28 protein-coding genes are annotated in these 24,811 nt (G+C 37.3%); 5 read left to right on the top strand and 23 right to left on the bottom strand.

Annotation, left to right across the window (positions count from 1 at the left end):
- The first annotated feature begins 166 nt into the window (after positions 1 to 166).
- Positions 167 to 568 carry a hypothetical protein gene (locus ACNQFZ_RS16875; protein ID WP_458412479.1) on the top strand — a complete coding sequence of 134 codons (402 nt, stop codon included), beginning with the start codon at positions 167 to 169 and terminating at the stop codon, positions 566 to 568.
- A gap of 72 nt (positions 569 to 640) precedes the next feature.
- Positions 641 to 1,729, top strand: a complete 1,089-nt coding sequence (gene ispG / locus ACNQFZ_RS16870) for a flavodoxin-dependent (E)-4-hydroxy-3-methylbut-2-enyl-diphosphate synthase (RefSeq protein ID WP_458412478.1) — start codon at positions 641 to 643, stop codon at positions 1,727 to 1,729.
- Between the two features lie 63 nt (positions 1,730 to 1,792).
- On the opposite strand, the gene ACNQFZ_RS16865 is transcribed toward ispG, so the two are convergent.
- Positions 1,793 to 2,158 carry a DUF4190 domain-containing protein gene (locus tag ACNQFZ_RS16865; protein WP_458412477.1) on the bottom strand — a complete coding sequence of 122 codons (366 nt, stop codon included), beginning with the start codon at positions 2,156 to 2,158 and terminating at the stop codon, positions 1,793 to 1,795.
- 172 nt (positions 2,159 to 2,330) lie between these two features.
- Between ACNQFZ_RS16865 and ACNQFZ_RS16860 the strand changes: the two genes are divergently transcribed.
- Positions 2,331 to 2,594 (top strand): DUF2624 family protein, encoded by a 264-nt coding sequence (locus ACNQFZ_RS16860; protein ID WP_458412476.1) that lies wholly within the window; start codon positions 2,331 to 2,333, stop codon positions 2,592 to 2,594.
- Positions 2,595 to 2,631: 37 nt separating this feature from the next.
- Here ACNQFZ_RS16860 and ACNQFZ_RS16855 read toward each other — a convergent pair whose 3' ends face one another.
- Positions 2,632 to 3,525, bottom strand: a complete 894-nt coding sequence (locus ACNQFZ_RS16855; RefSeq protein ID WP_458412475.1) for a deoxyribonuclease IV — start codon at positions 3,523 to 3,525, stop codon at positions 2,632 to 2,634.
- 14 nt (positions 3,526 to 3,539) lie between these two features.
- On the bottom strand, positions 3,540 to 4,859 hold the full coding sequence (locus ACNQFZ_RS16850) for a DEAD/DEAH box helicase (protein WP_458412474.1): 1,320 nt from the start codon (positions 4,857 to 4,859) through the stop codon (positions 3,540 to 3,542).
- Positions 4,860 to 5,063: 204 nt separating this feature from the next.
- Between ACNQFZ_RS16850 and vrrA the strand changes: the two genes are divergently transcribed.
- Both vrrA and ACNQFZ_RS16840 read left to right on the top strand, forming a co-directional pair.
- Positions 5,064 to 5,819, top strand: coding sequence for a VrrA/YqfQ family protein (gene vrrA, locus ACNQFZ_RS16845; RefSeq protein ID WP_458412473.1), 756 nt, complete (start codon positions 5,064 to 5,066; stop codon positions 5,817 to 5,819).
- A 121-nt stretch (positions 5,820 to 5,940) separates the two neighbouring features.
- Positions 5,941 to 6,888: a 4-hydroxy-3-methylbut-2-enyl diphosphate reductase gene (locus ACNQFZ_RS16840; protein WP_458412472.1), complete on the top strand. Its 948-nt coding sequence runs from the start codon at positions 5,941 to 5,943 to the stop codon at positions 6,886 to 6,888.
- 28 nt (positions 6,889 to 6,916) lie between these two features.
- On the opposite strand, the gene ACNQFZ_RS16835 is transcribed toward ACNQFZ_RS16840, so the two are convergent.
- From ACNQFZ_RS16835 to floA, 20 genes are all read right to left on the bottom strand, one after another.
- A complete protein-coding gene (locus ACNQFZ_RS16835; protein WP_458412471.1) occupies positions 6,917 to 8,035 on the bottom strand; it encodes a Nif3-like dinuclear metal center hexameric protein in 1,119 nt (372 codons plus the stop codon).
- Complete coding sequence (locus ACNQFZ_RS16830; RefSeq protein ID WP_458412470.1) at positions 8,022 to 8,747, bottom strand: tRNA (adenine(22)-N(1))-methyltransferase; 726 nt, start codon at positions 8,745 to 8,747, stop codon at positions 8,022 to 8,024. Before ACNQFZ_RS16830 ends, ACNQFZ_RS16835 begins: the two co-directional genes overlap by 14 nt.
- Before the next feature lie 114 nt (positions 8,748 to 8,861).
- Entirely contained in the window at positions 8,862 to 9,239 is a 378-nt protein-coding gene (gene cccA / locus ACNQFZ_RS16825; protein WP_458412469.1) for a cytochrome c550, read from the bottom strand.
- Positions 9,240 to 9,404: 165 nt separating this feature from the next.
- On the bottom strand, positions 9,405 to 9,950 hold the full coding sequence (locus ACNQFZ_RS16820; RefSeq protein ID WP_458412468.1) for a hypothetical protein: 546 nt from the start codon (positions 9,948 to 9,950) through the stop codon (positions 9,405 to 9,407).
- A 68-nt stretch (positions 9,951 to 10,018) separates the two neighbouring features.
- Entirely contained in the window at positions 10,019 to 11,164 is a 1,146-nt protein-coding gene (gene rpoD, locus ACNQFZ_RS16815) for an RNA polymerase sigma factor RpoD (protein WP_458412467.1), read from the bottom strand.
- Between the two features lie 58 nt (positions 11,165 to 11,222).
- Entirely contained in the window at positions 11,223 to 13,040 is a 1,818-nt protein-coding gene (gene dnaG / locus ACNQFZ_RS16810; RefSeq protein ID WP_458412466.1) for a DNA primase, read from the bottom strand.
- Between the two features lie 426 nt (positions 13,041 to 13,466).
- Positions 13,467 to 14,273: a pyruvate, water dikinase regulatory protein gene (locus ACNQFZ_RS16805; RefSeq protein WP_458412465.1), complete on the bottom strand. Its 807-nt coding sequence runs from the start codon at positions 14,271 to 14,273 to the stop codon at positions 13,467 to 13,469.
- A gap of 129 nt (positions 14,274 to 14,402) precedes the next feature.
- On the bottom strand, positions 14,403 to 15,044 hold the full coding sequence (locus tag ACNQFZ_RS16800; RefSeq protein ID WP_458412464.1) for a helix-turn-helix transcriptional regulator: 642 nt from the start codon (positions 15,042 to 15,044) through the stop codon (positions 14,403 to 14,405).
- Between the two features lie 152 nt (positions 15,045 to 15,196).
- On the bottom strand, positions 15,197 to 15,943 hold the full coding sequence (recO, locus tag ACNQFZ_RS16795) for a DNA repair protein RecO (RefSeq protein ID WP_458412463.1): 747 nt from the start codon (positions 15,941 to 15,943) through the stop codon (positions 15,197 to 15,199).
- Between the two features lie 57 nt (positions 15,944 to 16,000).
- The gene (locus ACNQFZ_RS16790; protein WP_458412462.1) at positions 16,001 to 16,144 is read right to left on the bottom strand and encodes a YqzL family protein; all 144 of its coding nucleotides are present in this window, start codon (positions 16,142 to 16,144) and stop codon (positions 16,001 to 16,003) included.
- A gap of 133 nt (positions 16,145 to 16,277) precedes the next feature.
- On the bottom strand, positions 16,278 to 17,186 hold the full coding sequence (gene era, locus ACNQFZ_RS16785) for a GTPase Era (RefSeq protein WP_458412461.1): 909 nt from the start codon (positions 17,184 to 17,186) through the stop codon (positions 16,278 to 16,280).
- Complete coding sequence (locus ACNQFZ_RS16780; RefSeq protein WP_458415425.1) at positions 17,179 to 17,589, bottom strand: cytidine deaminase; 411 nt, start codon at positions 17,587 to 17,589, stop codon at positions 17,179 to 17,181. Before ACNQFZ_RS16780 ends, era begins: the two co-directional genes overlap by 8 nt.
- 73 nt (positions 17,590 to 17,662) lie before the next feature.
- Positions 17,663 to 18,049, bottom strand: a complete 387-nt coding sequence (locus ACNQFZ_RS16775; protein WP_458412460.1) for a diacylglycerol kinase family protein — start codon at positions 18,047 to 18,049, stop codon at positions 17,663 to 17,665.
- The gene (gene ybeY, locus ACNQFZ_RS16770) at positions 18,033 to 18,497 is read right to left on the bottom strand and encodes an rRNA maturation RNase YbeY (RefSeq protein WP_458412459.1); all 465 of its coding nucleotides are present in this window, start codon (positions 18,495 to 18,497) and stop codon (positions 18,033 to 18,035) included. The genes ACNQFZ_RS16775 and ybeY overlap by 17 nt, the downstream gene beginning before the upstream one ends.
- A gap of 12 nt (positions 18,498 to 18,509) precedes the next feature.
- A complete protein-coding gene (locus tag ACNQFZ_RS16765) occupies positions 18,510 to 20,612 on the bottom strand; it encodes an HD family phosphohydrolase (RefSeq protein WP_458412458.1) in 2,103 nt (700 codons plus the stop codon).
- Between the two features lie 163 nt (positions 20,613 to 20,775).
- The gene (locus ACNQFZ_RS16760; protein ID WP_458415424.1) at positions 20,776 to 21,735 is read right to left on the bottom strand and encodes a PhoH family protein; all 960 of its coding nucleotides are present in this window, start codon (positions 21,733 to 21,735) and stop codon (positions 20,776 to 20,778) included.
- Between the two features lie 3 nt (positions 21,736 to 21,738).
- Entirely contained in the window at positions 21,739 to 22,926 is a 1,188-nt protein-coding gene (gene yqfD / locus ACNQFZ_RS16755; RefSeq protein ID WP_458412457.1) for a sporulation protein YqfD, read from the bottom strand.
- A gap of 19 nt (positions 22,927 to 22,945) precedes the next feature.
- Complete coding sequence (gene yqfC / locus ACNQFZ_RS16750) at positions 22,946 to 23,239, bottom strand: sporulation protein YqfC (protein ID WP_458415423.1); 294 nt, start codon at positions 23,237 to 23,239, stop codon at positions 22,946 to 22,948.
- A 75-nt stretch (positions 23,240 to 23,314) separates the two neighbouring features.
- Positions 23,315 to 23,827 carry a hypothetical protein gene (locus tag ACNQFZ_RS16745; protein ID WP_458412456.1) on the bottom strand — a complete coding sequence of 171 codons (513 nt, stop codon included), beginning with the start codon at positions 23,825 to 23,827 and terminating at the stop codon, positions 23,315 to 23,317.
- 2 nt (positions 23,828 to 23,829) lie between these two features.
- The gene (gene floA / locus ACNQFZ_RS16740; protein ID WP_458412455.1) at positions 23,830 to 24,810 is read right to left on the bottom strand and encodes a flotillin-like protein FloA; all 981 of its coding nucleotides are present in this window, start codon (positions 24,808 to 24,810) and stop codon (positions 23,830 to 23,832) included.
- Position 24,811 lies beyond the last annotated feature (1 nt).

Below are 24,811 nucleotides of genomic sequence, written 5' to 3'. Positions count from 1 at the left end.
CCATTTGAAAAAGGTAAATAAAAAAAAGAAAACTTCTTTTGTAAAAGAAAATGAAGTGAGAGAAACAATAAAATTACTAGAATCTCCAAAAATTAGTATATAAACTTTTCATATTTCTTTAAGGACAAGCATAAAGTGTAACAAAACGAAGAAGACGGTGATTTATATGAAAAAATTGCTCCTTACCTTACTATTTATGTTTGTTACCTATGTGATCTATTATGATTTAAGCGCTGGTGTTTTAAGTACACCCACTTCCATCGTTTTGTTACAAGGAAAAGAGGAAAGTAAACATAAGAACAAACCTTCTTTACAAGAAGAGAAAAAAGAAAACAAAAATGATGCTAAGTTAGAAAACGGAAAAGAGGAACAGCTTGATTTTAAAGAAGTAAAGGTAGCTTCCGGACAGACCGTTCTTTCGATTGCCGAACAACTTCAAGGAGGTCCACTACCTGTATCGATTTCCCAGTTAATTGAAGACTTTCAAATTTTGAATCCTAAAATAGAGCCTGAAATGATCCAAATTGGAAGAGTATATAAATTCCCAGTCTATAATGAAACGGAATAAAAAAACTTGTCATTTTTTTTGTACCATTGATACAATAGATGGGTATACCATTATGAAGGAGCGATTTTTCGCATGAATGAAATAACACATCGTACCAAAACCCGCCCTATTAAAGTCGGTAACTTAACGATTGGCGGTAACAATGAAGTGGTTATTCAAAGTATGACTACAACAAAAACACACGATGTTGATGCTACAGTTGCCCAAATCAAACGTTTAGAAGAAGCCGGTTGTCAAATCGTCCGTGTTGCCTGCCCTGATGAACGAGCTGCAAACGCGATTGCTGAAATAAAAAAACGAATCAATATTCCGCTAGTTGTCGATATACATTTTGATTATCGCCTCGCCCTAAAAGCGATTGAAGGCGGCGCTGATAAAATTCGAATTAATCCTGGTAATATTGGTAAACGTGAAAAAGTGGAAGCGGTTGTGAAAGCAGCTAAGGAAAAAGGGGTACCAATCCGGATTGGGGTAAATGCCGGATCACTCGAAAAGCGGATTTTGGATAAATATGGGTACCCAACAGCTGATGGAATGGTGGAAAGTGCCCTCCATCATATCAAAATTCTTGAAGATCTTGATTTCCACAACATTATTGTTTCACTTAAAGCTTCTGATGTAAATTTAGCAATTGAGGCATATGAAAAAGCGGCTAGAGCTTTTGATTATCCTCTCCATTTAGGAATTACCGAATCAGGTACCCTATTCGCTGGAACAGTAAAGAGTGCAGCAGGCTTAGGTGCTATTTTAAGTAAGGGCATAGGAAATACAATTCGCATCTCATTAAGCGCCGACCCTGTTGAGGAAGTGAAAGTTGCAAGAGAGCTTCTTAAAACATTCGGACTTGCCGCCAATGCTGCAACTCTCATTTCTTGTCCTACATGTGGGCGTATTGAAATTGATTTAATTAGCATCGCCAATGAGATTGAGGAGTACATTGCGAAAATTAAAGCACCTATTAAAGTAGCTGTTCTCGGTTGTGCTGTTAACGGTCCTGGTGAGGCCAGAGAGGCTGATATTGGCATTGCTGGAGCACGTGGGGAAGGTTTATTATTCCGCCATGGTGAGATTGTTCGTAAAGTGCCAGAAGACCGTCTTGTCGAAGAATTGAAAAAAGAAGTCGATCAATTAGCAGAGGATTATTTCCAAAAACAACAGTAAATTAAAATTAATAGGAGGAACTTCCCTGATAAGGGAAAGTTCCTCTTTTTTTATTAAGTCCGCCTAATAGAAGAACGGTGCGATAAACAACCCGATAATCATCGATACTACACCAATTCCTATGGCCCAATTTCCAAGACCAGTGGCTCCCCTGCGTCGAGAAATAAAGCCGATGATAATCCCTGCAGCTCCAAATAGGACAGGTGAGTAAAATAGCGACAGAATGGACAATGCCAAAGCAATGGTACCCATCACTTTACCGCCAGATTGTTCCTCCACATTTGGCCGATCAAACGCCCGTGGTCGGTCAGCATCATCGGCAAATCCTCCAGCAAGACCTAAATTAGGTGCAACCTCTGCCGCCGTTTCTTCATTAAAGTCAGACTCAGTAGTCGCCCAGTCATTTCGCTCATTTAAATCTTTGTTCATTTCATCTGCCACTTAACATCCCTCACTTTCATAAATTGAGGAGCATTATTATTATGGTCCTTCAATTCCTAAATCATTTATGACAATCTTTATCATTTTTGGTTAGAACGTATCTGGGAGGTGCACATATTATGAAAGTAATAAAAAAACAATAGCGGGGGTTTGAGAAAAAGTGAATCCATTCGTTCAGCAATATATAAATCAAAAATTACGGACGATGACGGTGGGCGAATTGTTGAAGCATGCTGAAAGCTATAATGTCAGCTTATCTTCAGGGGAGGCTGCCAAAATCATCGAAATACTTAAATCCGAAAAAAATATAAGTATTGAAAATGATGAACAGCATCGTCAAATCATAAAAAAAATAGGCAAGGAAGTTAATGTTAGCTTAGCCAAAAAAGCGAACGACCTACTTAAACAATTTAAAAATAAATAAAAGAGGCCCTTTAAAGCCTCTTTTCTAATGTTCATTATTATTGATTCATGATTTTTTCTAAAAGTTGTTCATCGAATTGCTGCTCTTTAAGCATCGCGATTTCAAAGCGGTATGGCGGCTTTTGATTCTTTTTATCCTCCCCTACATATGGGGTTTCAAGAATTTTTGGTATTACTTCTAGCTGCGGGTGATGGATAACATAATTTAATGCCTTAAAGCCGATTTTACCAAACCCAATATTTTCATGGCGGTCTTTTCTAGCGCCACGTTCATTTTTACTATCATTTATATGAAGCACCTTAATCCGGTCGATGCCAATAATCCGATCAAATTCATCCAGCACACCATCAAAATCATCGACAATGTTATAGCCCGCATCATGCGTATGGCAAGTGTCAAAGCAAACCGAAAGCTTGTCGTTATGCGTGACTCCATCGATAATCTGTGCCAATTCCTCGAAACTTCGGCCGCATTCAGATCCTTTTCCTGCCATTGTTTCAAGTGCGATTTGCACGTTTTGCTCCTTCGTCAGTACCTCATTTAAACCTTCAATAATTTTTTGAATTCCTTTTTCAGTACCTGCTCCCACATGGGCTCCTGGATGTAGAACAATTTGTTTTGCACCTATGGCAGCTGTACGCTCAATTTCGGAACGTAAAAAGGTAACACCAAGTTCAAAGGTTGCAGGATTTTCCGAATTTCCAATATTAATGATATAAGGAGCATGGACGACAATCTCATCAATTCTATGCTCTTTCATATGCTTTAGGCCTGCTTCAATATTCAATTCCTCAATCGGCTTTCTTCTTGTATTTTGCGGTGCGCCTGTGTAGACCATGAACGTATTTGCACCATATGATACAGCTTCTTCACTTGCGCCTAAAAGCATCTTTTTACCATTCATTGACACATGTGAACCAATTTTTAACATAATTCCTTCTCCCTTTATTTTTTATTTCTTTGCTTTCTTTTTTCTTTTTTTACAAATTTCTCTATTTCCTGTTTTCTTTTCTTTTTATAACCTGGTTTAACCTCTTTCGATTTCCGGATAACCTTGTGAGCTAATTTTTCCGGCTCCTGAATGGCTCTTTTACGGTCTTTTCGTTTATCTCTAGCACCTAAATCGACCCATTCTCCATTTCTTAAATCAATATGCTTAAATTCAATCCCCATCTTCTCAAGTCGATTTAAAGCATCTTGATCACTTAATTCATAAATGGTTGCAGCGATACCAGAGAAATCCGCTCTAGCCGTTCTGCCGACACGGTGGATATAAAAGTCTAAATCTGATGGCAATTCAAAGTTAATGACATGGCTGACGCCTTCAATATCGATGCCTCTAGCAGCTAAATCTGTAGCGACAATATATTGAAATTCCAGATCTTTGATTTGCTTCATCATCTTTTTTCGTTCTCGCGGTGTTAAATCACCATGAATACGTCCAACTTTTAAGCCTTTTTCGAGAAGGCCATCGGCAACTTCATCCGCTTTTCTTTTTGTGTTTGTGAATATAAGCGCTAAGTATGGATTAAATTGCGTTGCAACTTCAAATACCACATCCAGCTTATTACGATGACGCGATGGAATAAGCCAATGTTCGATTTTCTCGGCGGCAATTTGTTTTGGTGCAACATGGGTGAATGTTGGATTTTCTAGATACTTTTTTAAAAACGGCTTTAATTTTTCCGGTATGGTCGCTGAAAAAACAAGGATTTGTATATCTTCACCCATTTTTGCGGCTATTTGATCCACATCATTGATGAAACCCATATCCAACATTAGATCCGCCTCATCAACAACAAGCATTTTAGTCGTATGAATCAGCAGGGCTTGTTCTTTAACAAGATCATTTATTCTACCAGGTGTACCAACAACGATATGGGGCTGCGTTTTCAATTTTTCAATCGTACGAAGCTTATCTGTTCCACCAATAAAAAGCTTTACAGTTATAGCTTCATTTTCCGGACAAAACTTTGTTAGTTTGATTACTTCCTCATATATTTGAGTTGCGAGCTCCCTCGTTGGTGCTGTAATAACAGCTTGTACTAGGTCCTTCTGTGGCTGTATACCATTTATTACTGGTAACAAATAGGCATGTGTCTTCCCCGTTCCTGTTTGTGATTGGCCAATGGCGCTCTCACCTTTTTGAATGGTAGGAATGATTCGTTCTTGAATTTCAGTAGGCTCCTTAAATCCAATAGAATCAATTGCCTCTAAAAGAAACGGTTTTAAATGAAACCGACTAAATGATGAATTTTTTTCCATATTGTATCCCCTCATATTAAAAAGTACTACTATCTACTAGTATTTTCACATCATCTAAATAGTATAAGGGAAATAGGTTTAAATAGCCAACAATACTGTAATTAGGTTAAACACCCATTCTTGTTTAGGAATAACACCTTGGTCAAAAAAAAGCATATTTTAACAATGAGACATATTACGTTTTTTCAAGAAAGGAGGAGAACCATGTTTCCAAATAGACCTGGAGGATTTCCAGTTCAAATGCCAACACAGAATCCAATGGGAGGGGGCCCGTTCATGGGAGGGCCAATGCCCGGTGGCATGCCACAAGCTGGAGGAATTAGGGGCATGCTATCACGACTATTCGGAGGTGGCGGAAATGCACCAGTTAATATGCAGGGATTCCCTGGTGCCGGGCTTGCCCGCGGTGCATTTGGTCAAGGATTTAACCCTGTTGCCGGGCTTGCACGTGGCGCATTGGGTCAAGGATTTAATCCTGGTATTGGCGGACAGCTATTAGGTGGTGGCGGCCGATTATTAGGCGGTGGTGGTGGAATGCTTCCCACAGCAGGACTGCCTGGTTTGGCAAATACATCAGGTGGACTGACTGGAATCCTGAACAATGTTCAAAGAGTACTCGGAATTGCTCAACAAGTAGGACCTATGGTGCAACAATACGGACCATTTATTAAAAATATGCCGGCCATGCTTAAAATAATGCGCTCATTAAGTAGCAGTGATTCTGCGAATGAAGAAAATGACTCAAACGAGGAAAACACGAAAGAAACTGCCGAAGCAACAGCAGATGAAGAGAACAAAGCCCCAAAATTAAAAAGAACAAAAAAAGCCGTAAAGAAGACGACGAAAACTGAAGCTACAACTGAAGACTACGTAGAAAACGAATTGCCGGACTTTGACGAACTTAATGTAGAGTCCGCTGAAAGAAAGGCAAAGCCTTCAAAGCCAAAACTTTATATCTAGGACTTTCCTTTGTATTTCCTTCTCTTCTAATTTATAATTAAAAATAGCGCACTAGCTGCCGAGCGTTTACCTGTCGCTGGGCTGTTTGCGCTGGAGAGAGTATTGGGAGGAGGGGTCAAGGATGGAGGTATTAAAAATTGCACCTAGAGGGTATTGTCATGGTGTAGTCGATGCAATGGTAATTGCCCAAAATGCGGCACTTGATAAAAGCTTACCTAGACCTATATATATTTTGGGGATGATTGTTCATAACAAGCATGTTACAGATGCTTTTCAGCAGGAAAATATTATAACATTAGATATAAAGGGGAAAACACGGAAAGAATTGCTTGATGAGATTTCTGAAGGTACGATTATCTTCACGGCACATGGTGTATCCCCGGAAGTTATTAACTTGGCCAAAGAAAAAGGCTTAACTGTACTCGATGCGACATGCCCTGATGTTACAAGGACCCATGACTTGATTCGCAGTGTCAAGGATAAAGGGTATAAAGTGATTTACGTAGGTAAAAAGGGGCATCCTGAGCCTGAAGGGGCCGTTGGAGTTGCACCAGACATTGTCCACTTAATTGAAAATGAAGAAGATATCGATAAACTTCAAATTGCATCAGATAAAATAATCGTTACAAATCAAACAACGATGAGTCAGTGGGATGTAGCTGATATTATGAAAAAAGTGAAAGAAAAATATCCCCATGCCGAGATTCATAATGAAATTTGTATGGCTACCCAAGTGCGCCAAGAAGCGGTGGCAGAGCAAGCAACAGAAGCAGACCTAACGATTGTCGTTGGGGACCCGCGAAGCAATAACTCCAATCGCTTAGCCCAAGTTTCAGAGGAAATTGCCGCAACAAAAGCTTACCGTATTGCGGACGTTTCCGAAATTGATATTAATTGGCTAAAAGATATTAAGAAGGTGGCAGTTACAGCAGGCGCCTCCACACCTACGCCAATTACAAAAGAGGTTATTGCATTTTTAGAGCAATTTGACCCCAATGATGAAGCGACATGGGAAATTGAGCGTAAAGTATCATTGGATAAAATATTACCAAAAATAAAACGATCATAGACAAAAGAGACCAGTTTTGGTCTCTTTTTTACATAAATTGAAACGGATCTGTATGAATTTGTGATGTGATGATGGTTGTATCATATTTCTTCTCAGCCAAAAAATTCTGCAAATAGCGCTTTACACCTTGCTTCATCACTTTTTCTACATTATGGCCTGGATCTACCATATTTAGTCCTTCCATCATCGCATCATGGGCAACATGGTAATAGATATCACCTGTTACATAAACATCTGCTCCTTTAAATTTGGCTTTTGACCAAAACTTATTGCCATCTCCACCCAACACAGCAACCTTTTTCACTCGAGAATCCAAGTTACCAACAACCCGAACACCTTTTACATCCAAGGCTATTTTTACATATTCTGCAAATTCCTTCAGTGTCATGTCATCTTTTAAATAACCAATACGACCTAATCCTAGGGCCTCGCCTTTATTATCTAAAGGATAAATATCATAGGCAGGCTCTTCGTATGGATGAGCTTTTAATAAGGCACTAATAACTTTGTTTTGAATGGATGCTGGAAAAATAGATTCAATTTTAACTTCATCAACATATTCAAGCCTGCCTTTTTCGCCAATAAATGGGTTTGCACCATCCTGAGGAAGGAAGGTTCCGGTACCAGGAGAATTAAACGTACAATAACTATAATTTCCAATGCTACCTGCCCCTGCCTGACCTAAAATAGTGCGAAGGTGTTCTGCATGGTCCTCAGGGACATAAACCGCAAGTTTTTTCAAGCGATCCTCATAGGTTGGCGCCAACACTTCAGTTTTTTCAAGTCCAAGTGCTTCAGCTAAAAGATCATTAACGCCCCCTTGGGCTACATCCAAATTCGTGTGCGCAGCATAAACAGCAATCTCATTTTTTAAGCATTTCGCAACAATTCGACCGGCAGGGCTATCCGTAATTACTGTTTTCAGTGGATTATAAATCACAGGATGATGCGCAATGATAAGATCAACTTGTTCTCTGATGGCTTCATCTACAACCTCTTCCAAGACATCCAACGTAATCATTATTTTTTTAATAGGCTTGCTTAAGGTACCAATTTGCAGCCCAATTTTGTCTCCTTCCATCGCAAGTGACTTGGGTGCAAATCTTTCAAAAGCTTGGATCACTTCTTGTCCACTAGGAAATCTCATTATTTACTACCTCCTTTACCATTTGAATCTTCTTAGACATCTCTCTTTTCTTTTCCAACGTTTCCACTGTTTGGGCCGCTGACTCAAGTTGCTTCAAAATCATTTCCCATTTTGCTAGCTCATGAAGCCATTTTTTCTTGAATACTTCATCTTTTTCTTTCATCAATAATGGTCCGAGTAAGAGCGCTGCTTCTACATTTTTTTCGTCCTTATAAGGCGCACCCTGATTTCCTCTTTCCGCAACTAATACCTCATAAATTTTCCCATCTTCTTCTACTATATGTTCTTTTATTAATTGCCAACCATTTTCCAGTAGCCATATTCTAATATTTTTAGCCCCAACATTTGGCTGAAGAATAAGGCGTTCTACTTCCGCTAGTTTCTCTTTTCCTGCCTCCAGTATTTCACTAATTAAAGGACCACCCATCCCGGCAATCGTAATTACATTTACCTCACCTTTCTCAATGACCTCTAATCCATTGCCTTTTCTAACCTTGATAGAATTGCTTAAACTTAATTTTTCCACTTGATTTACAGCAGACTGATAAGGTCCTTCATTTATCTCTCCAGCTACAGCATAACTTGCAATTCCATGTAAAACAGCATAGCTAGGTAGATAAGCATGATCTGAACCGATATCGGCCATTTTGGAATTAGGCGGTATTTCACTAGCCACTGTTTCTAACCTTCTTGATAAAATTAACTCATTCACAATTATCACCATAAAACCTTTCCGAAAATAGTACAATAATCATCATAAACATATTGTAATGGAAAGTAAAAAAGCTTTCTACCTTTACGATAGAAAGCTTTTGTTTCTCATTTATTATTTTTTCTCAGCTAACCAAGCTGCAACCTTTTCAGCTTTTTCAGCATCAAGAAGTCCCGCTGGCATTGCATTCCGACCATTCATAATGACAGTGTGAATATCGTCTTTAGAAAGTCTGCTACCTACATCAGATAAAGCAGGTCCAACTGCTCCTTCTAAATTTTGACCATGACATGATGTACAGTTTGCTTTTACAATCCCCTCTGGATCGTCAGCAGCCGGTGCTGCAGCTTGTTCTGTTGCTGCTTTTTCTTTGTCAGCTTGAGCTGCGAGCATTTTGTCAGCGTTGTTTAATCCCCAGAAAGATACTACTACCATTAAAACGATACCTAAAACTGCAATTAGTCCGAAAGGGATTAATGGGTTACGATTCATCTCTCTTCCTCCTTATGTATGAAATCCAATTTTTTACTTAGTATATGCAACAATACTTATTGTACTTTAAATTGTTGTTTCCGGAAAGAGGTTATGACTAAGTTTGCAAGATTTTTTTAGATTTGTCATAAAATCTGAAAATATTTTGTAACAATTTGTTTACAATTATACAAAATGATAAGCAATTACCAAAAGAGCTCCTGTAATTCCGGATAAAGCCAAGTATTTTAAATGTAATTGATGTCCTACGATTACCCATAATATACAATTCAATAGGATTGTCATGAGTAAGACAATTCCACCTTCAGTATATGTATAGGAGATTAGATGGACGGAAGCTAGAAATAGAATTAAAACACCGACGATAAGAGCAATATGGAAAAATGGATGCTTTTTCTTATAGAAATAAAAACTACTACTAAAACTAGTTATGACGAAAACAGCATATAAGGACATTTGCAAATCAATAGGTATTTCAGTAAAATATATAACAATAAGCGTGATCACAAGCTGCAGGATTATATAAACATAAAAAGATGTTGATATAAACCTTCTATAAGAATATGGTTTTTGTTCATATAATTGTTGTTCTTCTTCTGAACCCTCCGTATAGAGGGATATTAGAAAATTGCAATATTGTTCAGGTAAAAGGCGATGCTCTTTCCAATATTTGATCTCGTTAAGAATAATGTTTTTTCTTACTTTGTCCATGCCTGCACCTCGGGAAACAGAAATAGTTTACTTCATTATACATGAAGTAAACTATTCTAAGCGCATATTTATTCAAGAAAGTCTTTCAGACGTTTGCTTCTGCTTGGATGGCGCAGTTTACGTAATGCTTTTGCTTCAATTTGACGGATACGCTCACGTGTAACACCAAAGACTTTACCAACTTCTTCAAGTGTACGTGTTCTTCCATCATCTAAACCAAAGCGAAGACGCAAAACATTTTCTTCCCGGTCAGTTAAAGTATCTAGTACGTCCTCTAGTTGTTCTTTTAATAGTTCATATGCCGCAGCATCAGATGGTGATGTAGCTTCCTGATCTTCGATAAAATCACCTAAATGGGAATCGTCCTCTTCACCAATTGGAGTTTCTAATGATACTGGTTCTTGGGCTATCTTAAGTATTTCACGAACCTTTTCAGGGGTTAACTCCATTTCTTCGCCAATTTCTTCTGGAGATGGTTCACGCCCTAAATCCTGTAATAATTGCCTTTGAACTCGGATTAGTTTATTAATAGTTTCAACCATATGAACTGGTATACGGATTGTTCTAGCTTGGTCTGCGATAGCACGAGTGATGGCCTGTCTAATCCACCATGTTGCATACGTACTAAATTTGAAGCCTTTGCGATAATCGAACTTCTCAACAGCCTTGATAAGCCCCATATTTCCTTCTTGAATGAGATCTAGGAATAACATCCCTCTACCAACATACCTTTTGGCAATACTAACAACTAGTCTTAGGTTAGCTTCGGCTAAACGGCGCTTTGCTTCCTCATCACCTTGCTCAATCCGTTCCGCAAGTTCAATCTCTTCTTCTGCAGATAACAAATCAACCCGTCCAATTTCTTTTAAATACATACGTACAGGGTCGTTTATCTTAATGCCAGGTGGGACGGAAAGATCATTTAAATCAAATTCTTCTTCCTTCTCAAGTTGATTGAAGCTTGGATCATCATCATCCACATCCTCATCTTCATCTGAATGTCCAATTATATCAATACCTTTATCACCAAGATATTCATAAAATTCATCCATTTGGTCTGAATCAAGCTCAAAAGCAGATAGGCGTTCTGCAATTTCATCGTACGATATAACCCCTCTTTTTTTCCCTTGTGAAATGATTTGCTCTTTTGCTTGATCGAGCGTCATTTCTGTTTCTACCTCTTTTTCTTTTGAACGAGCCCCTTTTTCAGCCATTAGTTCCCCTCCTTCCAAGAATTCCAACTTTGTTCGTCATTACATGCGCAACTAGTTGTTATTTCAATTCCTTCTTCATTTCGATAATCTTCATGGCAAGCTGTGCTGCCTTGATATATTCCTTTTGTTTCTCTGCTTGCAACTTCTCGGATTCGATTTCTTTTATTTTTAGCCATTTTGGATAATTCAACACCTGTTTAATATAATCTGATAGTGCTTCATCGGAAATGTTTACATTTATTTCCAACATCGCCAGTTCCGATATGATTCTCCGAAGATTTTCATCGTCAATTCTTTGAAGTATGGCCCCTGCATCCGGAGAATTTCCTTCTTCATAATAAGCATAAATAAAAAGAGCAATTGCATTATGAACATCTATATTAAAAGAACAGCCAATTTGTTCTTTAACTTGCTGAGCGATTTCTTCATTCCTTAACATATGAGAAAGTAGTGTTCGCTCGGCATTATGAAAAGCAGGTAAAAGCTTTTTTTTCGCTATAATTGCCTTTTTGTAGTTGTTATTATTATTTCGATTAAAAGCTGAAATATCCTTGTTTTTTCTTAACCTTCTATAAACTTGGTATTGCTCACTTTTTAAGGCATCTATAGAAATAGAAAATTCATCTGATAATTGCCGTAAGTAATGATCTCTTTCCACTGCTTTTGGAAGTAAACTGATTTCTGTTAATACTTCTTCTATATAAGTGATTAGTTCTCCTTCATCTTGAAGGTTTTTTCCCCTTCGTAAAAAGTCAATCTTAAATGCCATTAAAGTAAGACTATTGCCGATTACATTACTTTGAAAAGCTTCACTTCCAAATTCCCGAATATATTCGTCAGGATCATAGCCCTCAGGCATTTTTGCGACACGAACGGAACAACCGGCATTCGTTAATATAGTTGTCGCACGGTAGGCTGCATTTATTCCTGCATTGTCCGCATCATAACAAATGAGAACATTCTCGGCATTTCTACGAATAATTTGGGCTTGTTCGTCTGTTAAGGATGTACCTAATGAAGCAACCCCGTTTTCTACTCCAGCTCGAAAACTGCTAATAACGTCAACATAACCTTCAAATAGAATAACCTGCCCTTTTTTTCTTATCTCAGGTCTTGCTATGTGTAGTCCATACAGCGTTTTACTCTTATTAAAGATTCTTGTTTCAGGACTATTTAAATACTTGGGCTCCCCCTCATATAAAATCCTGCCGCCAAACGCAATTGTCCGCCCCTGATTGTCCCAAATCGGAAACATGATGCGATTGCGAAAACGGTCAAAATAGGTCCCATCACTTTCCCTTCTAGCAACAAGTCCAGCTTGTGTCATTTCATAAAGATTAAATCCTCTTTTATCCAAAAATCTCGATGCTAAGTCCCATGAATTAGGAGCATAGCCAATTTGAAATCTACTAATGATTTCCTCCGTAAAACCTCTCTCATGTAGATAGTGGATTGCCTCGTTCCCCTCTTTTGTATTTACTAGGAAATGGTGGTAAAATTTCTGTAGTAGCTCATGCGCCCGAAACATTTCAGCATACTTATTGGATGTATCCGAGAAATGATTGGTATCATCGTGATAGTCAGGAAGATCGATATGTAATTTTTCAGCTAGAGTTGCCGCGGCTTCAAAAAATGAGCAGTTTTCAATATTCATTAGAAAAGAAAAGACATTACCACCAGCACCACAGCCAAAACAATGGTAAATTTGCTTTTCAGCTGAAACAGAAAAAGAAGGCGATTTTTCGCCGTGAAAAGGACATAACCCGAAATAATTTCGACCTTGTTTTTTCAATTGAACATATTCGCTGATGATTTCAACAATGTCTACTTTATTTCGAATTTCTTCAATGGTTTCTTCAGGAATTCGATTTCCCACTGCTAACATCACCATCTGCCTTAATTATTCTACTTTCTATAATTTATTCTATCTCCCCATTCAAATTTCCTTCATATTTCGACAATCTTTTCAAAAATTCATTATAATGTTTTTATAAAATTTTTTCTATCAAATAGCCATCTTTTTAAATTCTACATCCCTCCGAAGATTCCTTCTTTATAAAAATTATTTTATAATTCCAACTTTTGTCGAAAGTGAAAGAATGATTTATCAGTCTTACTTGTATAGTTTATTCTTTCATTGTCAAGTATAAACCTAAATATTTATTTTAATCACAATTTTTTATTGTAATATAAAATTATTTCATTTTCTATATAAAAATAAAAAAATCTCAAATATATCACACACCGCTCGCCAATTTTATGAATTGGTTACAGTGGAACCAGATATATTTGAGATATTTTATTACATTTTCTTTGCATACATGCTTAAAATAATATTTGCTGTTTCTTCAACGGCCTTATTTGATACGTCAATTACAGCACAACCGATTTTTTCAATTAGTTTATCAAAATATTGTAGCTCTTCCTTAATGCGATCAAGATTTGCATAACTTGCTGTGTCACTTAATCCTAGTGACTTTAATCTTTCCTTGCGGATATTGTTAAGTTTTTCAGGTTTAATTTTTAAAGCGAAACAACGTTCCTTCGGTATCTGGAATAACTCCTCCGGCGGCTCGACCTCCGGAACGATTGGTATATTCGCGACCTTCAAACGTTTTAACGCCAAATATTGGGATAATGGTGTTTTCGACGTTCTTGAAACACCCAACAGAACAATATCTGCCCTTAAAATACCACGTGGGTCTCTGCCATCATCGTATTTAACGGCAAATTCAATTGCTTCCACTTTTTTGAAATAATCCTCATCCAATCTCCGTACTAATCCCGGTTCTTCTCTAGGCTTTTGATTATAGCTTTGTTGCATTTGCATAACCATCGGACCGATGATATCAACAGTGGGAACTCCTGCAATCCGTGCCTCGGTAATTAAAAATTCTCTCATGCTGGGAACAACTAAGGTAAATGCAATGATGGCATGATTTTCTTTTGCAAGCGATATGACCTCACTTAGCGTTCCAGTATCCTCCACGTATGGAATCCGCTTAATTCTTATTCCAAATGAGTTAAACTGACTTGCTGCTGCTTTTACTACAAGCTCGGCAGTTTCACCGACTGAATCGGAAATCACATATACATTGGCGTTGTCCAAATTCCTCCATTCCTTTCTGTTTATTTATTGTATGTAGATACCAATCAAATAAACCTTAGCTTATTTGCACCTCGAATGAATCGAGCACTTAATAGAAGTGGGGGATTTTTCAGATAAAGTTTTACTAAGTTATATAATCTCATCCTTTGCGATATCTAATAATACTCTTGTCATGTTTGTTTTTGTTAATCGACCGATTACTTCATAGCCTTTTCCAGATATTTTAACAACTGGCACTGCATCAATCTGCTTTTCTATAATTTTTGCAGCAACTTCAATAATAAGGTCATCTTTTTGGCAAAAAGTAATATTCGGCATTCTTGTCATAATTATATTTACAGGAATTGCTTCTAGGTTCCTTTGCCCAAGACTTGCGCGCAAGAGGTCCTTTCTTGACAGAACACCTACTAATAAGGAGTTCTTATCAACGACAAACAACGTCCCAACATCTTCAAGGAACATCGTACAAATGGCATCATAGACAGAAACCCCTTCATCAACAACAACAGGCATTGATTGGTACTGATAAACTTGTAATTTTTTTACCTTCTCAGTCAATAATTGTGAGCCTGTTTTTCCTGTATAAAAATAACCCACTCGAGGACGTGCCTCTAAATAACCAGCCATTGTTAAAATCGCTAAATCCGGCCTGAGTGTCGCTCTCGTTACATTTAATTGCTCCGCAATTTGTTCACCAGTAATCGGCCCGTTATCCTTCACTATTTGCAAAATCTTTTCCTGACGGTTACTAAGTTCTATTGTACTCACCACCTTAGATCATAAAACACTTCCATGAGAGAAAAACGTAATAAATAAGTTATACTATTGATATATTAATTATAGCTCAATTTACAGAATTGAGCCATATTATGCACTTTTATTTGAATTATCAATTAAATAAGTATATCTCATATAGTAAAAATTTATATATTGAACTGATCAAGTTGAGTGAGAAAACGCTTTGATTTTAATGATAAACCAGAGTACTCATCATATAGTGCAGAAATGACGGACTTTATCTCCTTTTTTGTAGCCTCTTTAACCGAGATTTTCCCAAGGCGATGTATATCAAAATAATAAAAGAGCCGCAAGAGCTTTACCGTTGCAGGCGAAATCTGGATTAGATGAGGATCACGATGAAAACAACGATGGCATATAAAACCGCCTTCCCTAATAGAGAAGGCGAATTTTCCTTGCACTTCTGAACAACAAACACAGCCGTCCAATTTTGGATAAATACCTGCAATATTTAACATTTTCATTTCATAAATATAAGTTAGTATTTCTAAATCCAAACCTTCATTCATAAAATGTAATGTTTGGTACAAAAGTTCAAATAAATAAGGATTAATTTTTTTCTCTTCCGTGAGTTTATCGGTAAGTTCAACGATATAGGCAGCATAGGCGGCTTTATATAGATCTTCCCTTAAAGCTCTGAAGGATGAAATCATTTCGCCTTGCTGTAACGTTCCTAAACCAGAGCCAATCTGCACTAAAAAATGCCCATATATAAACATTTGTGAAACGGAAGTTAATCTACTTTGCGGCTTTTTGGCACCTCTTGCCATAACGCCGATTTTACCCATTTCCCTAGTAAAAAGGGTTACGATTTTATTTGTTTCTCCGTAATCATTTGTTCGTATGACAATGCCTTCAACTTTTCGCAGCAATTTTGACACCATCCACTTATTAAATCACCATTTGTTTATACAATACAGTAAATGGGGTCAAGATAAAGGAGAATCTAATTCGATTAGCTGGTTCAAATGATTTTCAGCAGTTTCTTGAAATTCCCTTTCAATCTCTTTCATAAGAAGATAAGTTTCCAAATTTCCAGTTTGACTAAAGATCTTCCAGGTAAGTTCGATCACAAGAAACCCCACCTTTCAATTTTTAAAAACTAGCTTTGTTTATAACTCCCTACAATTAGCTTGACCTATCCTTTTCATTTAATGTTAGTGAAAAACTGTAAATTTTCGCTAAACAGTCGCTTCCGCTTTTCTATTAGTACTCGTCATCGCGAAATCCGAAATCTCTAAGCTGGTTCTGGCGATTTCGCCAATCCTTTTGTACTTTAACCCATAATTCAAGAAAAACTTTTGATCCCAATAATGCTTCAATATCAATTCTAGCCAAACGCCCAATTTCCTTAAGCATTTTTCCCTGCTTCCCGATAATAATCCCTTTTTGCGAATCCCGTTCCACAATGACCGTTGCAGCGATGTATACTGTATTTCCACCCTCACGGCGCTCCAATGAGTCCATGACAACAGCAATCGAATGTGGGATTTCTTCCCGTGTTAAATGCAATACTTTTTCACGGATTAATTCTGTAATAATAAACCTTTCAGGATGGTCAGTCACCTGATCTGCAGGATAATATTGTGGTCCATTTGGCATAAACTTTTCAATTTGTTCAAGCAATGTATTTACATTATTCCCTTCCAATGCAGAGATTGGGATGATTTCTTTGAAAGGATATAATTCTTTATACTGATCAATAATCGAGATTAAATGATCCGGATGAACTTGGTCTATTTTATTAATAACAAGAAAAACTGGTTGATTTGTTTGCTTTAAGCGCTCAATGATAAATTGATCACCTTTACCCAATCTTTCTTCGGCATTAATCATAAACAAAATTAAATCTACTTCTTTTAATGTATTTTGTGCAACTTTCATCATGAAATCGCCCAGTTTATGCTTTGGCTTATGAATACCAGGTGTATCAATGAAAATAATTTGACTTTTATCTGTTGTATAAACACCTTGGATTTTATTTCTAGTCGTTTGCGGCTTATCGCTCATAATCGCAATCTTTTGGCCAATTACTTTATTTAAAAATGTGGATTTTCCTACGTTTGGTCTACCAATAATTGATACAAACCCTGATTTAAATTGATCACTATTCATGTAAATCCCCCGCTGTAAATGCTCCTGGTAATAGCTCTTGTACGGTTGTTTTGAAAACGCTACCTTTTATATTCGTTAAATAAACAGGCATATCAGGCGGGCAAAGTTCAGCCATTACTTGACGACAAGCACCACATGGCGGTACTGGGCGTTCCGTGTCAGCTATAACTGCCAAGGCCTTAAATTGTTTATCCCCTTCGGAATATGCTTTAAATAATGCAGTTCGTTCTGCACAGTTGCATACCCCGTATGCGGCATTTTCTATATTGCAACCTTTGTACACTTTTTTGTTTTCCGTTAAAATAGCGGCGCCTACTTTAAATTTTGAATATGGAACATAAGCCATCTCGCGCGCTTCTTTTGCTTGAGCTATAAGATCATTTATAATTGAATCTTCCTTCATCATGTATTTCCTTTCAAAGTACTTTTATTTTACACTAATTTAGATTTGTTTTCAGCAAAATACAATAAATAATTTACAAAAAATTCAAATAAATTAATAGTGGTCTTAAAAATATAATTAAACCTATAATAACAGATATAACCGCAAATACAAAAACTGCACCCGCTGCTGCGTCTTTAGCCTGCTTTGCCAACGGCTTGAATTCCTCCGTACATAAATCAACGGTTCGTTCTATAGCCGTGTTGATTGCTTCAAGACTAAATACAATACCGATACAAAGAAGAATGATAAGCCATTCAAACTTTGAAATTGAAAAATAATAGGCTAAAAAAAGAACGATACATGCGATTGTCAGATGGATCTGCATATTTCGTTCTTTCTTGATTACATGAAAAAGCCCCTCAATGGCGAAACGAAAACTGGCCAGCATTCTCTTGATTTCTTTAGCGATGGAGCCCATATTCTTCTAATAATTCCTTTTGTTTACGAAACATGATTTCTTCATCTTCTTTTTCCATATGATCATAACCAAGCAAATGAAGAAAGCCATGGACAGTTAAAAAACCAAGTTCTCTCATAAAGCTGTGATTGTATTCTTGCGCTTGTTCTTTTGTCCTCTCGATGGAAATTATGATGTCACCAAGGATTGTTGGCAAATCCTCACCTTTTATTTCAATTTCACCTTCACCCATTTCCTCCATTGCAAAAGAAATGACATCCGTCGGCAGATCCTTGCCACGGTAAATACGATTAATTTCTTGAATTTCATCATTATTAACAAACGTGATTGAAATTTCCGCCTCCGGGTCGATTCCTTCCTTTCCTGCGACAAATTGCATTAATTTTTCAATTTCATTTTTCTGTTTTTCCTCAATTAAATGATGTTCATCAATAAAGTCAATAATCATCCTTCACTTCTCCTAACTGCTTACTTTTGTTTTACGAAGTTCTACTTTTTTCGAATGTTTCATGTCCGGGTACTCGATGCGTGTATGAAAAATCCCTTTTAACGTTTCATACATTGATTTTGTAGCAAGATCCAATTCTTTTAGTGTGATGTCACATTCGTCAAATTGTCCATCTTGAATCCGGTCTGTTAAAATGCTTCGAACTAAGCTCTCAATTTTTTGCGGCGTAGGATTTGATAGTGAACGCACAGCCGCCTCAACACTATCGGCAATTCCAACAATTGCAGCTTCCTTTGTTTGTGCTTTTGGTCCTGGGTATCTGAAATCCGACTCAATTATACCATCACATTGCTCTTTAGCCTTATAGTAAAAGTATTTTAAAAGTGTGGTGCCATGGTGTTGAAGTGCAATATCGATAATTTCCTTCGGTATTTTATGTGCCCGCAATAGATCTGCGCCGTCATAAGGATGTGCCGTTATGATAGTTTTACTTAATTGCGGTGAGATATTATTGTGAGGGTTTTCGATATTCATCTGATTTTCAATATAAAAATGTGGACGTTTCGTTTTACCGATATCATGGTAATAAGCCCCCACCCTCGCCAGTAAACCATTGGCACCAATAGCCTCACAGGCTGCTTCTGAAAGATTGGCAACCATTATACTATGATGGTACGTACCAGGTGTTTCCAATAGTATTTTTCGCAATAACAAATGATTTGGACTTGATAGCTCAATTAATTTCATCGTAGATAATAGTCCGAACCACGCTTCAAAAACAGGCATTAATCCCAAAGTTAACACGGCTGAGATAAAGCCTGATAAAAAAGCTAATAATAAATACATGCCAATCTCAAGATTTGTGACATGGCCATTTCTAATCATAAACAATGCAGTAATAACGACCATATTAACGAAAGATACGAGAAGACCGGCTTTTAAAATTTTAGCACGATAATGGCGCTCAGTGATAAAGATGATACCGGCAATACCACTAATTAAAAAATAAACACCAATTGAGAAGTTAAATTTACCAAGCATTTCAACATTAAAAATAATGCTGCCACATATGGCAAAAACGATGCTTGACATGACAGCCATTCTTTCATTAAGCAGGACTTTAATAAGCATCGTTGCCATTGCCGCCGGGAAAATATAGCCTATTTCTGTAACTAGTTGGAATAAACTTATTCCTTTCATTAATAAAATAGTTAGTGCAAAGATGATAACGTAAATAATCTGTTCCTTTGCACCAATCTCCTTAAAATAATAGGCAATAATACTTGATAAAATCAATACAAAAATTCCTAAACCAATAAACAGATTCGGATTTACTTCTTCTTCTAAAAGACCCACAAGCTCAAGTTGCTTATACATTTCGCGGTCAATGATCTGACCTTCTTTTACAAGAACCTGACCGGCTCTGATTTTTACAGGATTGACACGATCCATTGCTTCCTGACGTTTCGACTCAGTCCCCTTCATGTCATATACATAATTAGGGATGATGGCATACTCAGCAATGGCTACCATCGCGCTTTTTAAATTTTCCGGTAGATTTACGTTTCTAATTTCTCCGGATATGATTTCTTTCTGTCTGTTTTCTTCCCCAACTTTTATTGGTTGACCCATGATTTGCTTGATTAATGTGATTGTTGTGCTTTTTGCACTATCTAATAACCCTGGCGATACTGTCAGCAAGGTTTCTAAATTAGCATTTGTAAGTTTGCCTCCAAGTTCTTCTGGTACCGTTTCTTTAAAAGATTTTACTTGTTCCTCACTCGTTGATTTGGTATTTTTAACGTCATTAACGGCATCAAAAATGGCAGAAATAATTTCAACGCGATTTTCAGCATAATCCTTTTTTAATATATACTGGTCTTCCACTTCTAAAGCAGCTTCTTGTTTTTTTTCTTCCGTAGCTTCTACATCCTCAACCGTAATGGGAGCAATAATATCGCTTTTAGCAGCTGAAAACAGGCGAAGGTCCAACTTCTCCGGCAGAATATTAGAATACATTGACCCGTATAAAATTACAGCAATCAGAGCAAATAATAGAACCGGAATAAACTTATGGTCTTTCATTTTTTCATACCATCTAAAAATTATATCCATAATTCTTCTCCTCTTCGTTCGAAAAGCACCGGTAACTATATCCAGCAAACATTGTTTATGCGAAAAAAGGGCTGTCTCAATAGTGTCGGGTACCACATACTAAATATGTAGTACGAATGTTTACATGTGGATGACAGACACCGGTGAGACAGCCCTCTTTTGTTTAGTTTAGGCTCTCATATGCACTTATAATTTTTTGTACCAATGGATGGCGTACAACATCTGATTCCTTCAAGTATATGAACGATATACCCGAAATATCTTTCAATATTGCTTGAACTACACTTAATCCTGATTTAACCCCTTTCGGCAGGTCGACTTGGGTAATGTCACCGGTAATAACCATTTTTGAGCCAAACCCTAATCTGGTTAAAAACATTTTCATTTGTTCTGGTGTCGTATTTTGAGCTTCATCTAGGATAACAAATGAATCATCTAATGTACGACCGCGCATATAAGCTAATGGGGCAATCTCAATCGTTCCTCTCTCAATTAGCCTCGCCACTTGATCCGTTCCTAAAACATCATGCAAAGCGTCATATAAAGGACGTAGATAAGGATCAACCTTTTCTTTTAAGTCACCAGGTAAAAAGCCAAGACTTTCTCCAGCTTCAACGGCAGGTCTTGTAAGAATAATCCGTTTTACACTGCCGCCTTTAAGTGCTGCCACAGCCATTACAACAGCAAGATAAGTCTTCCCCGTACCTGCTGGACCAATACCAAATACTAAATCATTTGCTTTAATAGCGGAGATATATTGTCTTTGCCCTAATGTTTTGACTCGGATTGATTTTCCTTTTACGTTTTTCGTTATTTCTTGTTCATATAATTCCTCAAATTGATCGAGCATTCCTTTTCTACCCAGTTCAATGGCGTACACTACATCACGTTCCGAAATACTGGCCCCTTTCCGTATAACTTTCAACAGAGCCATAAAAACTATTTCTGCAAGCTGAAGGACTTCAGGGTCACCTGACACACTCACTGATTCACCTCTTGTGACAATTGAAAGCTGAAGCTTCTCTTCCATCATCTTTAAATTCCGATCTTCAGTCCCAAATAAAGATAATGCTTCATTTAAAGTCTGTAGTTGTATATTGATCGTTTTTAAATTTCCTTGCATCATTTAGTCTCCTTGAATAATAGGTTGTGGTAATGCGATATCTTCAATTACTTGGTAGTGTATCATTAATTTTACTTTACCATTGTCTACTGTCTGGTGCAAAACATTTTCTCCCTTAATTATGGCATCCTCTCCAATTTTTGCCTTTAAGGCGTTTCGAGCCGTTTTTTTTGCAACTGAAATAGCGGTTTTTTTATCGTATTTTCGAATATGTTCTTCCGCTTCCCGTGTCACTTGCTTTTTATAAACAATCGGTAAATTCCATTTTAAAAATTTAACCTGTTTATCTATTTCATCAACTTTGTAAGTGGCATACACATTTTTTTCAAATCCCCAAATCGGAATTTTCAACTTAAATATTTCAAGGTAATATTTTGTGAAACTGTTTCCGGTATATACATGAAAAACTGTTTCCAACGGAATCACGATATGAGACTTGTACCAAATTTCGCCAAAAATTTTACCCTTTGCTGCAATAATTTCTGTATTTCCTTCTTTGCCAATAATCCCTCTTACAAGAACTTGACCCGGTTTTACAAAATCATTCACTTTGATAATAGGTTGTCCTTGTTCAACAAAATAATCATAAATAACAGCTTTTTTCTTCGCCACTAAATGTCTGGGACTAAGAAATTCCGGCTCTTCCGCCACTTTTTTTTCAACCACTTCAAAATGATAGGTCGTACCATTTAGGCGGACACCTACCCAGGTTATTGACGCAAGTCTTTCCATCAATTCGCTTTGAATGTCTTCGTTATTCGGAAGGGAAAATTGCAATGTCCCGCGCTTAATTCCCATCGAAGTTAGTTCTTTTCGTAGTTCATGCTCCAACTTTGGATTTGCCCCGGTTACTTCAATATTCCAAACCATATTCGATAACAAGATGGTGACTACAAAAGCAGCGATAATTCCAATAATAAAGCCGCTATTTTTAATCATTTTCTTTATTAAAAACGGCATTCCAATACGTCCAACAAATTCTAGTTTACAATCGCTTTTTCGAATAATTTTTCGCAATTTATGTATATCCTCGAGCATTAAATAGCCTGTAACAGTAGTTGTTCCTTGCCTTTTTAAATCCCAAATCATGACGTTCGCTCTTACACAATTATTTAAGAATGGTTCAATTAATTTTCCAGTCACTTTTATTTTGACATAGCCTGAAAAATAGTTGGTCCATTTATTTTTCATTCGATAGTATCTCCTTCCCTTATTTACCAGGTTCGTCTAAATAGATAACTTGGGATATTTTTCCTTCTAGTAAGATTTCTTCTGGAAGCATAGTTCTAAGAACAAATTGCTCACCTTTCACAAGCAACTGTCCTTGTTTTAAAAGTAGACGTAATTCTTTATCTGAAAACTGGAGTAGCCCGCGGTGATTTTCTATATATATATGAATTTGGCCAATCATCGTGATCCGCGGGAGATCCATCATAACATCTGCAGGAAGTTCCATTTTTTGTGTTACCCATCTTTTTATTTGTTGTCTCAATTTTCTCATCAGCAGGACCTCCTCTCCTTCCATGTTTATGTAGAAACGGCTTATTTTAGCACAAAAAAAGAGGCTTTAAGCGGATGCTTAGCCTCTTTTAAGATAGGTATAGGAATGTTTTTTTCTGGCACGTGGCGGACCAAGAATTTCTGCCCACATCACACCATTGATTACCTCTTTTTTGTTAATTGCTTTCTTGTTTATGACAGGATGTGTTACTTTTTTTGTATGAATCGGAGCAGTGTCAACATGGATATAATTTTTAGTATTTTCTATTTCATGCAACTTTTCAATATAAGGGTTAGTCTCTACTTCTTCTATATATTTAGGCGCTACATCAACTTTTTGCGGAGCGACCTCCTTAAATCGTGGCGCTCGTTTTGCTGACGTATAAACGGTTGGCTTTTGTTTTTGTTCCACATCAATTTTTTTTATTTCCTCAAATAAGTCTCCTAATGGTGGGATAAATGGTTTAACTCTTTTATCCATAGGCCGCTGTTTTTGATTTTGGTTTTTGCGCTTAAGTATGCTTACAATAGCACCAATTACGATAACCAAAAAACCGAGATTTCCGAATATAAATTCAAAAAATGAATCCATTCTTACATCCCTTCTTCGTCTTTCGATATTCTACCAATGGAATCACGCATATCCGTATCAGCGCTAATATTTCTAATATTCATATAGTCCATCACACCGATGTTTCCAGAACGAAGCGCTTCAGCCATAGCAAGCGGTACTTGTGCTTCTGCCTCTACAACCTTTGCTTTCATTTCTTCCACTTTTGCTTTCATCTCTTGTTCTTGAGCAACAGCCATCGCCCGACGCTCTTCCGCTTTTGCTTGGGCAATCTTCTTATCTGCTTCGGCTTGATCGGTTTGCAGACCGGCACCGATATTTTTACCGATATCAATATCAGCAATATCAATCGATAATATTTCAAAAGCCGTCCCAGCATCAAGACCCTTTGTTAATACTGTCTGCGAAATCATATCTGGGTTTTCTAATACTTTTTTATGATCCACTTGACTTCCTATTGTTGAAACTATGCCTTCACCAACACGAGCAATAACCGTTTCTTCACCCGCACCACCGACAAGACGATCGATATTGGCACGAACTGTTATTCTTGCTTTTGCCTTTACTTCGATACCATCCATCGCCACCCCAGAAATAAATGGTGTTTCAATCACTTTCGGGTTAACGCTCATTTGCACTGCTTCCAACACATCACGACCGGCAAGGTCAATCGCTGCCCCACGCTCGAATGTCAGTTCAATATTAGCACGGTGTGCTGCAATCAAGGCATTAACAACCCTGTCAACATTACCACCAGCGAGATAATGGCTTTCCAGTTGGTTTGTACTTAAGTTCAGCCCTGCTTTTACCGCTTTAATCAACGGGTTAATAACACGACTAGGAATAACACGACGCAACCTCATTCCAATTAACGTAAAAATACTGACTCGAACGCCAGAGGCTAACGCAGAAATCCATAACATAACGGGTACAAACGTAAAAAGTACCGATAGTGCGATAATAATGAGGCCAACAATTAATAATATAAATATGATCCCTTGCATC

The organism is Schinkia acidoalkalinis (assembly GCF_054301215.1).
This window is presented reverse-complemented; position numbering and strand designations above follow the sequence as displayed.

Bases quoted from the DNA above. Each gene is read 5' to 3' on its own strand.
- ACNQFZ_RS16875 (WP_458412479.1), top strand. From the start codon at position 167: ATGAAAAAATTGCTCCTTACCTTACTATTTATGTTTGTTACCTATGTG.
- ispG (WP_458412478.1), top strand. From the start codon at position 641: ATGAATGAAATAACACATCGTACCAAAACCCGCCCTATTAAAGTCGGT.
- ACNQFZ_RS16865 (WP_458412477.1), bottom strand. From the start codon at position 2,158: ATGAACAAAGATTTAAATGAGCGAAATGACTGGGCGACTACTGAGTCT.
- ACNQFZ_RS16855 (WP_458412475.1), bottom strand. From the start codon at position 3,525: ATGTTAAAAATTGGTTCACATGTGTCAATGAATGGTAAAAAGATGCTT.
- ACNQFZ_RS16850 (WP_458412474.1), bottom strand. From the start codon at position 4,859: ATGGAAAAAAATTCATCATTTAGTCGGTTTCATTTAAAACCGTTTCTT.
- vrrA (WP_458412473.1), top strand. From the start codon at position 5,064: ATGTTTCCAAATAGACCTGGAGGATTTCCAGTTCAAATGCCAACACAG.
- ACNQFZ_RS16840 (WP_458412472.1), top strand. From the start codon at position 5,941: ATGGAGGTATTAAAAATTGCACCTAGAGGGTATTGTCATGGTGTAGTC.
- ACNQFZ_RS16835 (WP_458412471.1), bottom strand. From the start codon at position 8,035: ATGAGATTTCCTAGTGGACAAGAAGTGATCCAAGCTTTTGAAAGATTT.
- cccA (WP_458412469.1), bottom strand. From the start codon at position 9,239: ATGAATCGTAACCCATTAATCCCTTTCGGACTAATTGCAGTTTTAGGT.
- ACNQFZ_RS16820 (WP_458412468.1), bottom strand. From the start codon at position 9,950: ATGGACAAAGTAAGAAAAAACATTATTCTTAACGAGATCAAATATTGG.
- rpoD (WP_458412467.1), bottom strand. From the start codon at position 11,164: ATGGCTGAAAAAGGGGCTCGTTCAAAAGAAAAAGAGGTAGAAACAGAA.
- era (WP_458412461.1), bottom strand. From the start codon at position 17,186: ATGAATAGTGATCAATTTAAATCAGGGTTTGTATCAATTATTGGTAGA.
- ACNQFZ_RS16780 (WP_458415425.1), bottom strand. From the start codon at position 17,589: ATGAAGGAAGATTCAATTATAAATGATCTTATAGCTCAAGCAAAAGAA.
- ACNQFZ_RS16775 (WP_458412460.1), bottom strand. From the start codon at position 18,049: ATGGGCTCCATCGCTAAAGAAATCAAGAGAATGCTGGCCAGTTTTCGT.
- ybeY (WP_458412459.1), bottom strand. From the start codon at position 18,497: ATGATTATTGACTTTATTGATGAACATCATTTAATTGAGGAAAAACAG.
- ACNQFZ_RS16765 (WP_458412458.1), bottom strand. From the start codon at position 20,612: ATGGATATAATTTTTAGATGGTATGAAAAAATGAAAGACCATAAGTTT.
- ACNQFZ_RS16760 (WP_458415424.1), bottom strand. From the start codon at position 21,735: ATGCAAGGAAATTTAAAAACGATCAATATACAACTACAGACTTTAAAT.
- yqfD (WP_458412457.1), bottom strand. From the start codon at position 22,926: ATGAAAAATAAATGGACCAACTATTTTTCAGGCTATGTCAAAATAAAA.
- ACNQFZ_RS16745 (WP_458412456.1), bottom strand. From the start codon at position 23,827: ATGGATTCATTTTTTGAATTTATATTCGGAAATCTCGGTTTTTTGGTT.
- floA (WP_458412455.1), bottom strand. From the start codon at position 24,810: ATGCAAGGGATCATATTTATATTATTAATTGTTGGCCTCATTATTATC.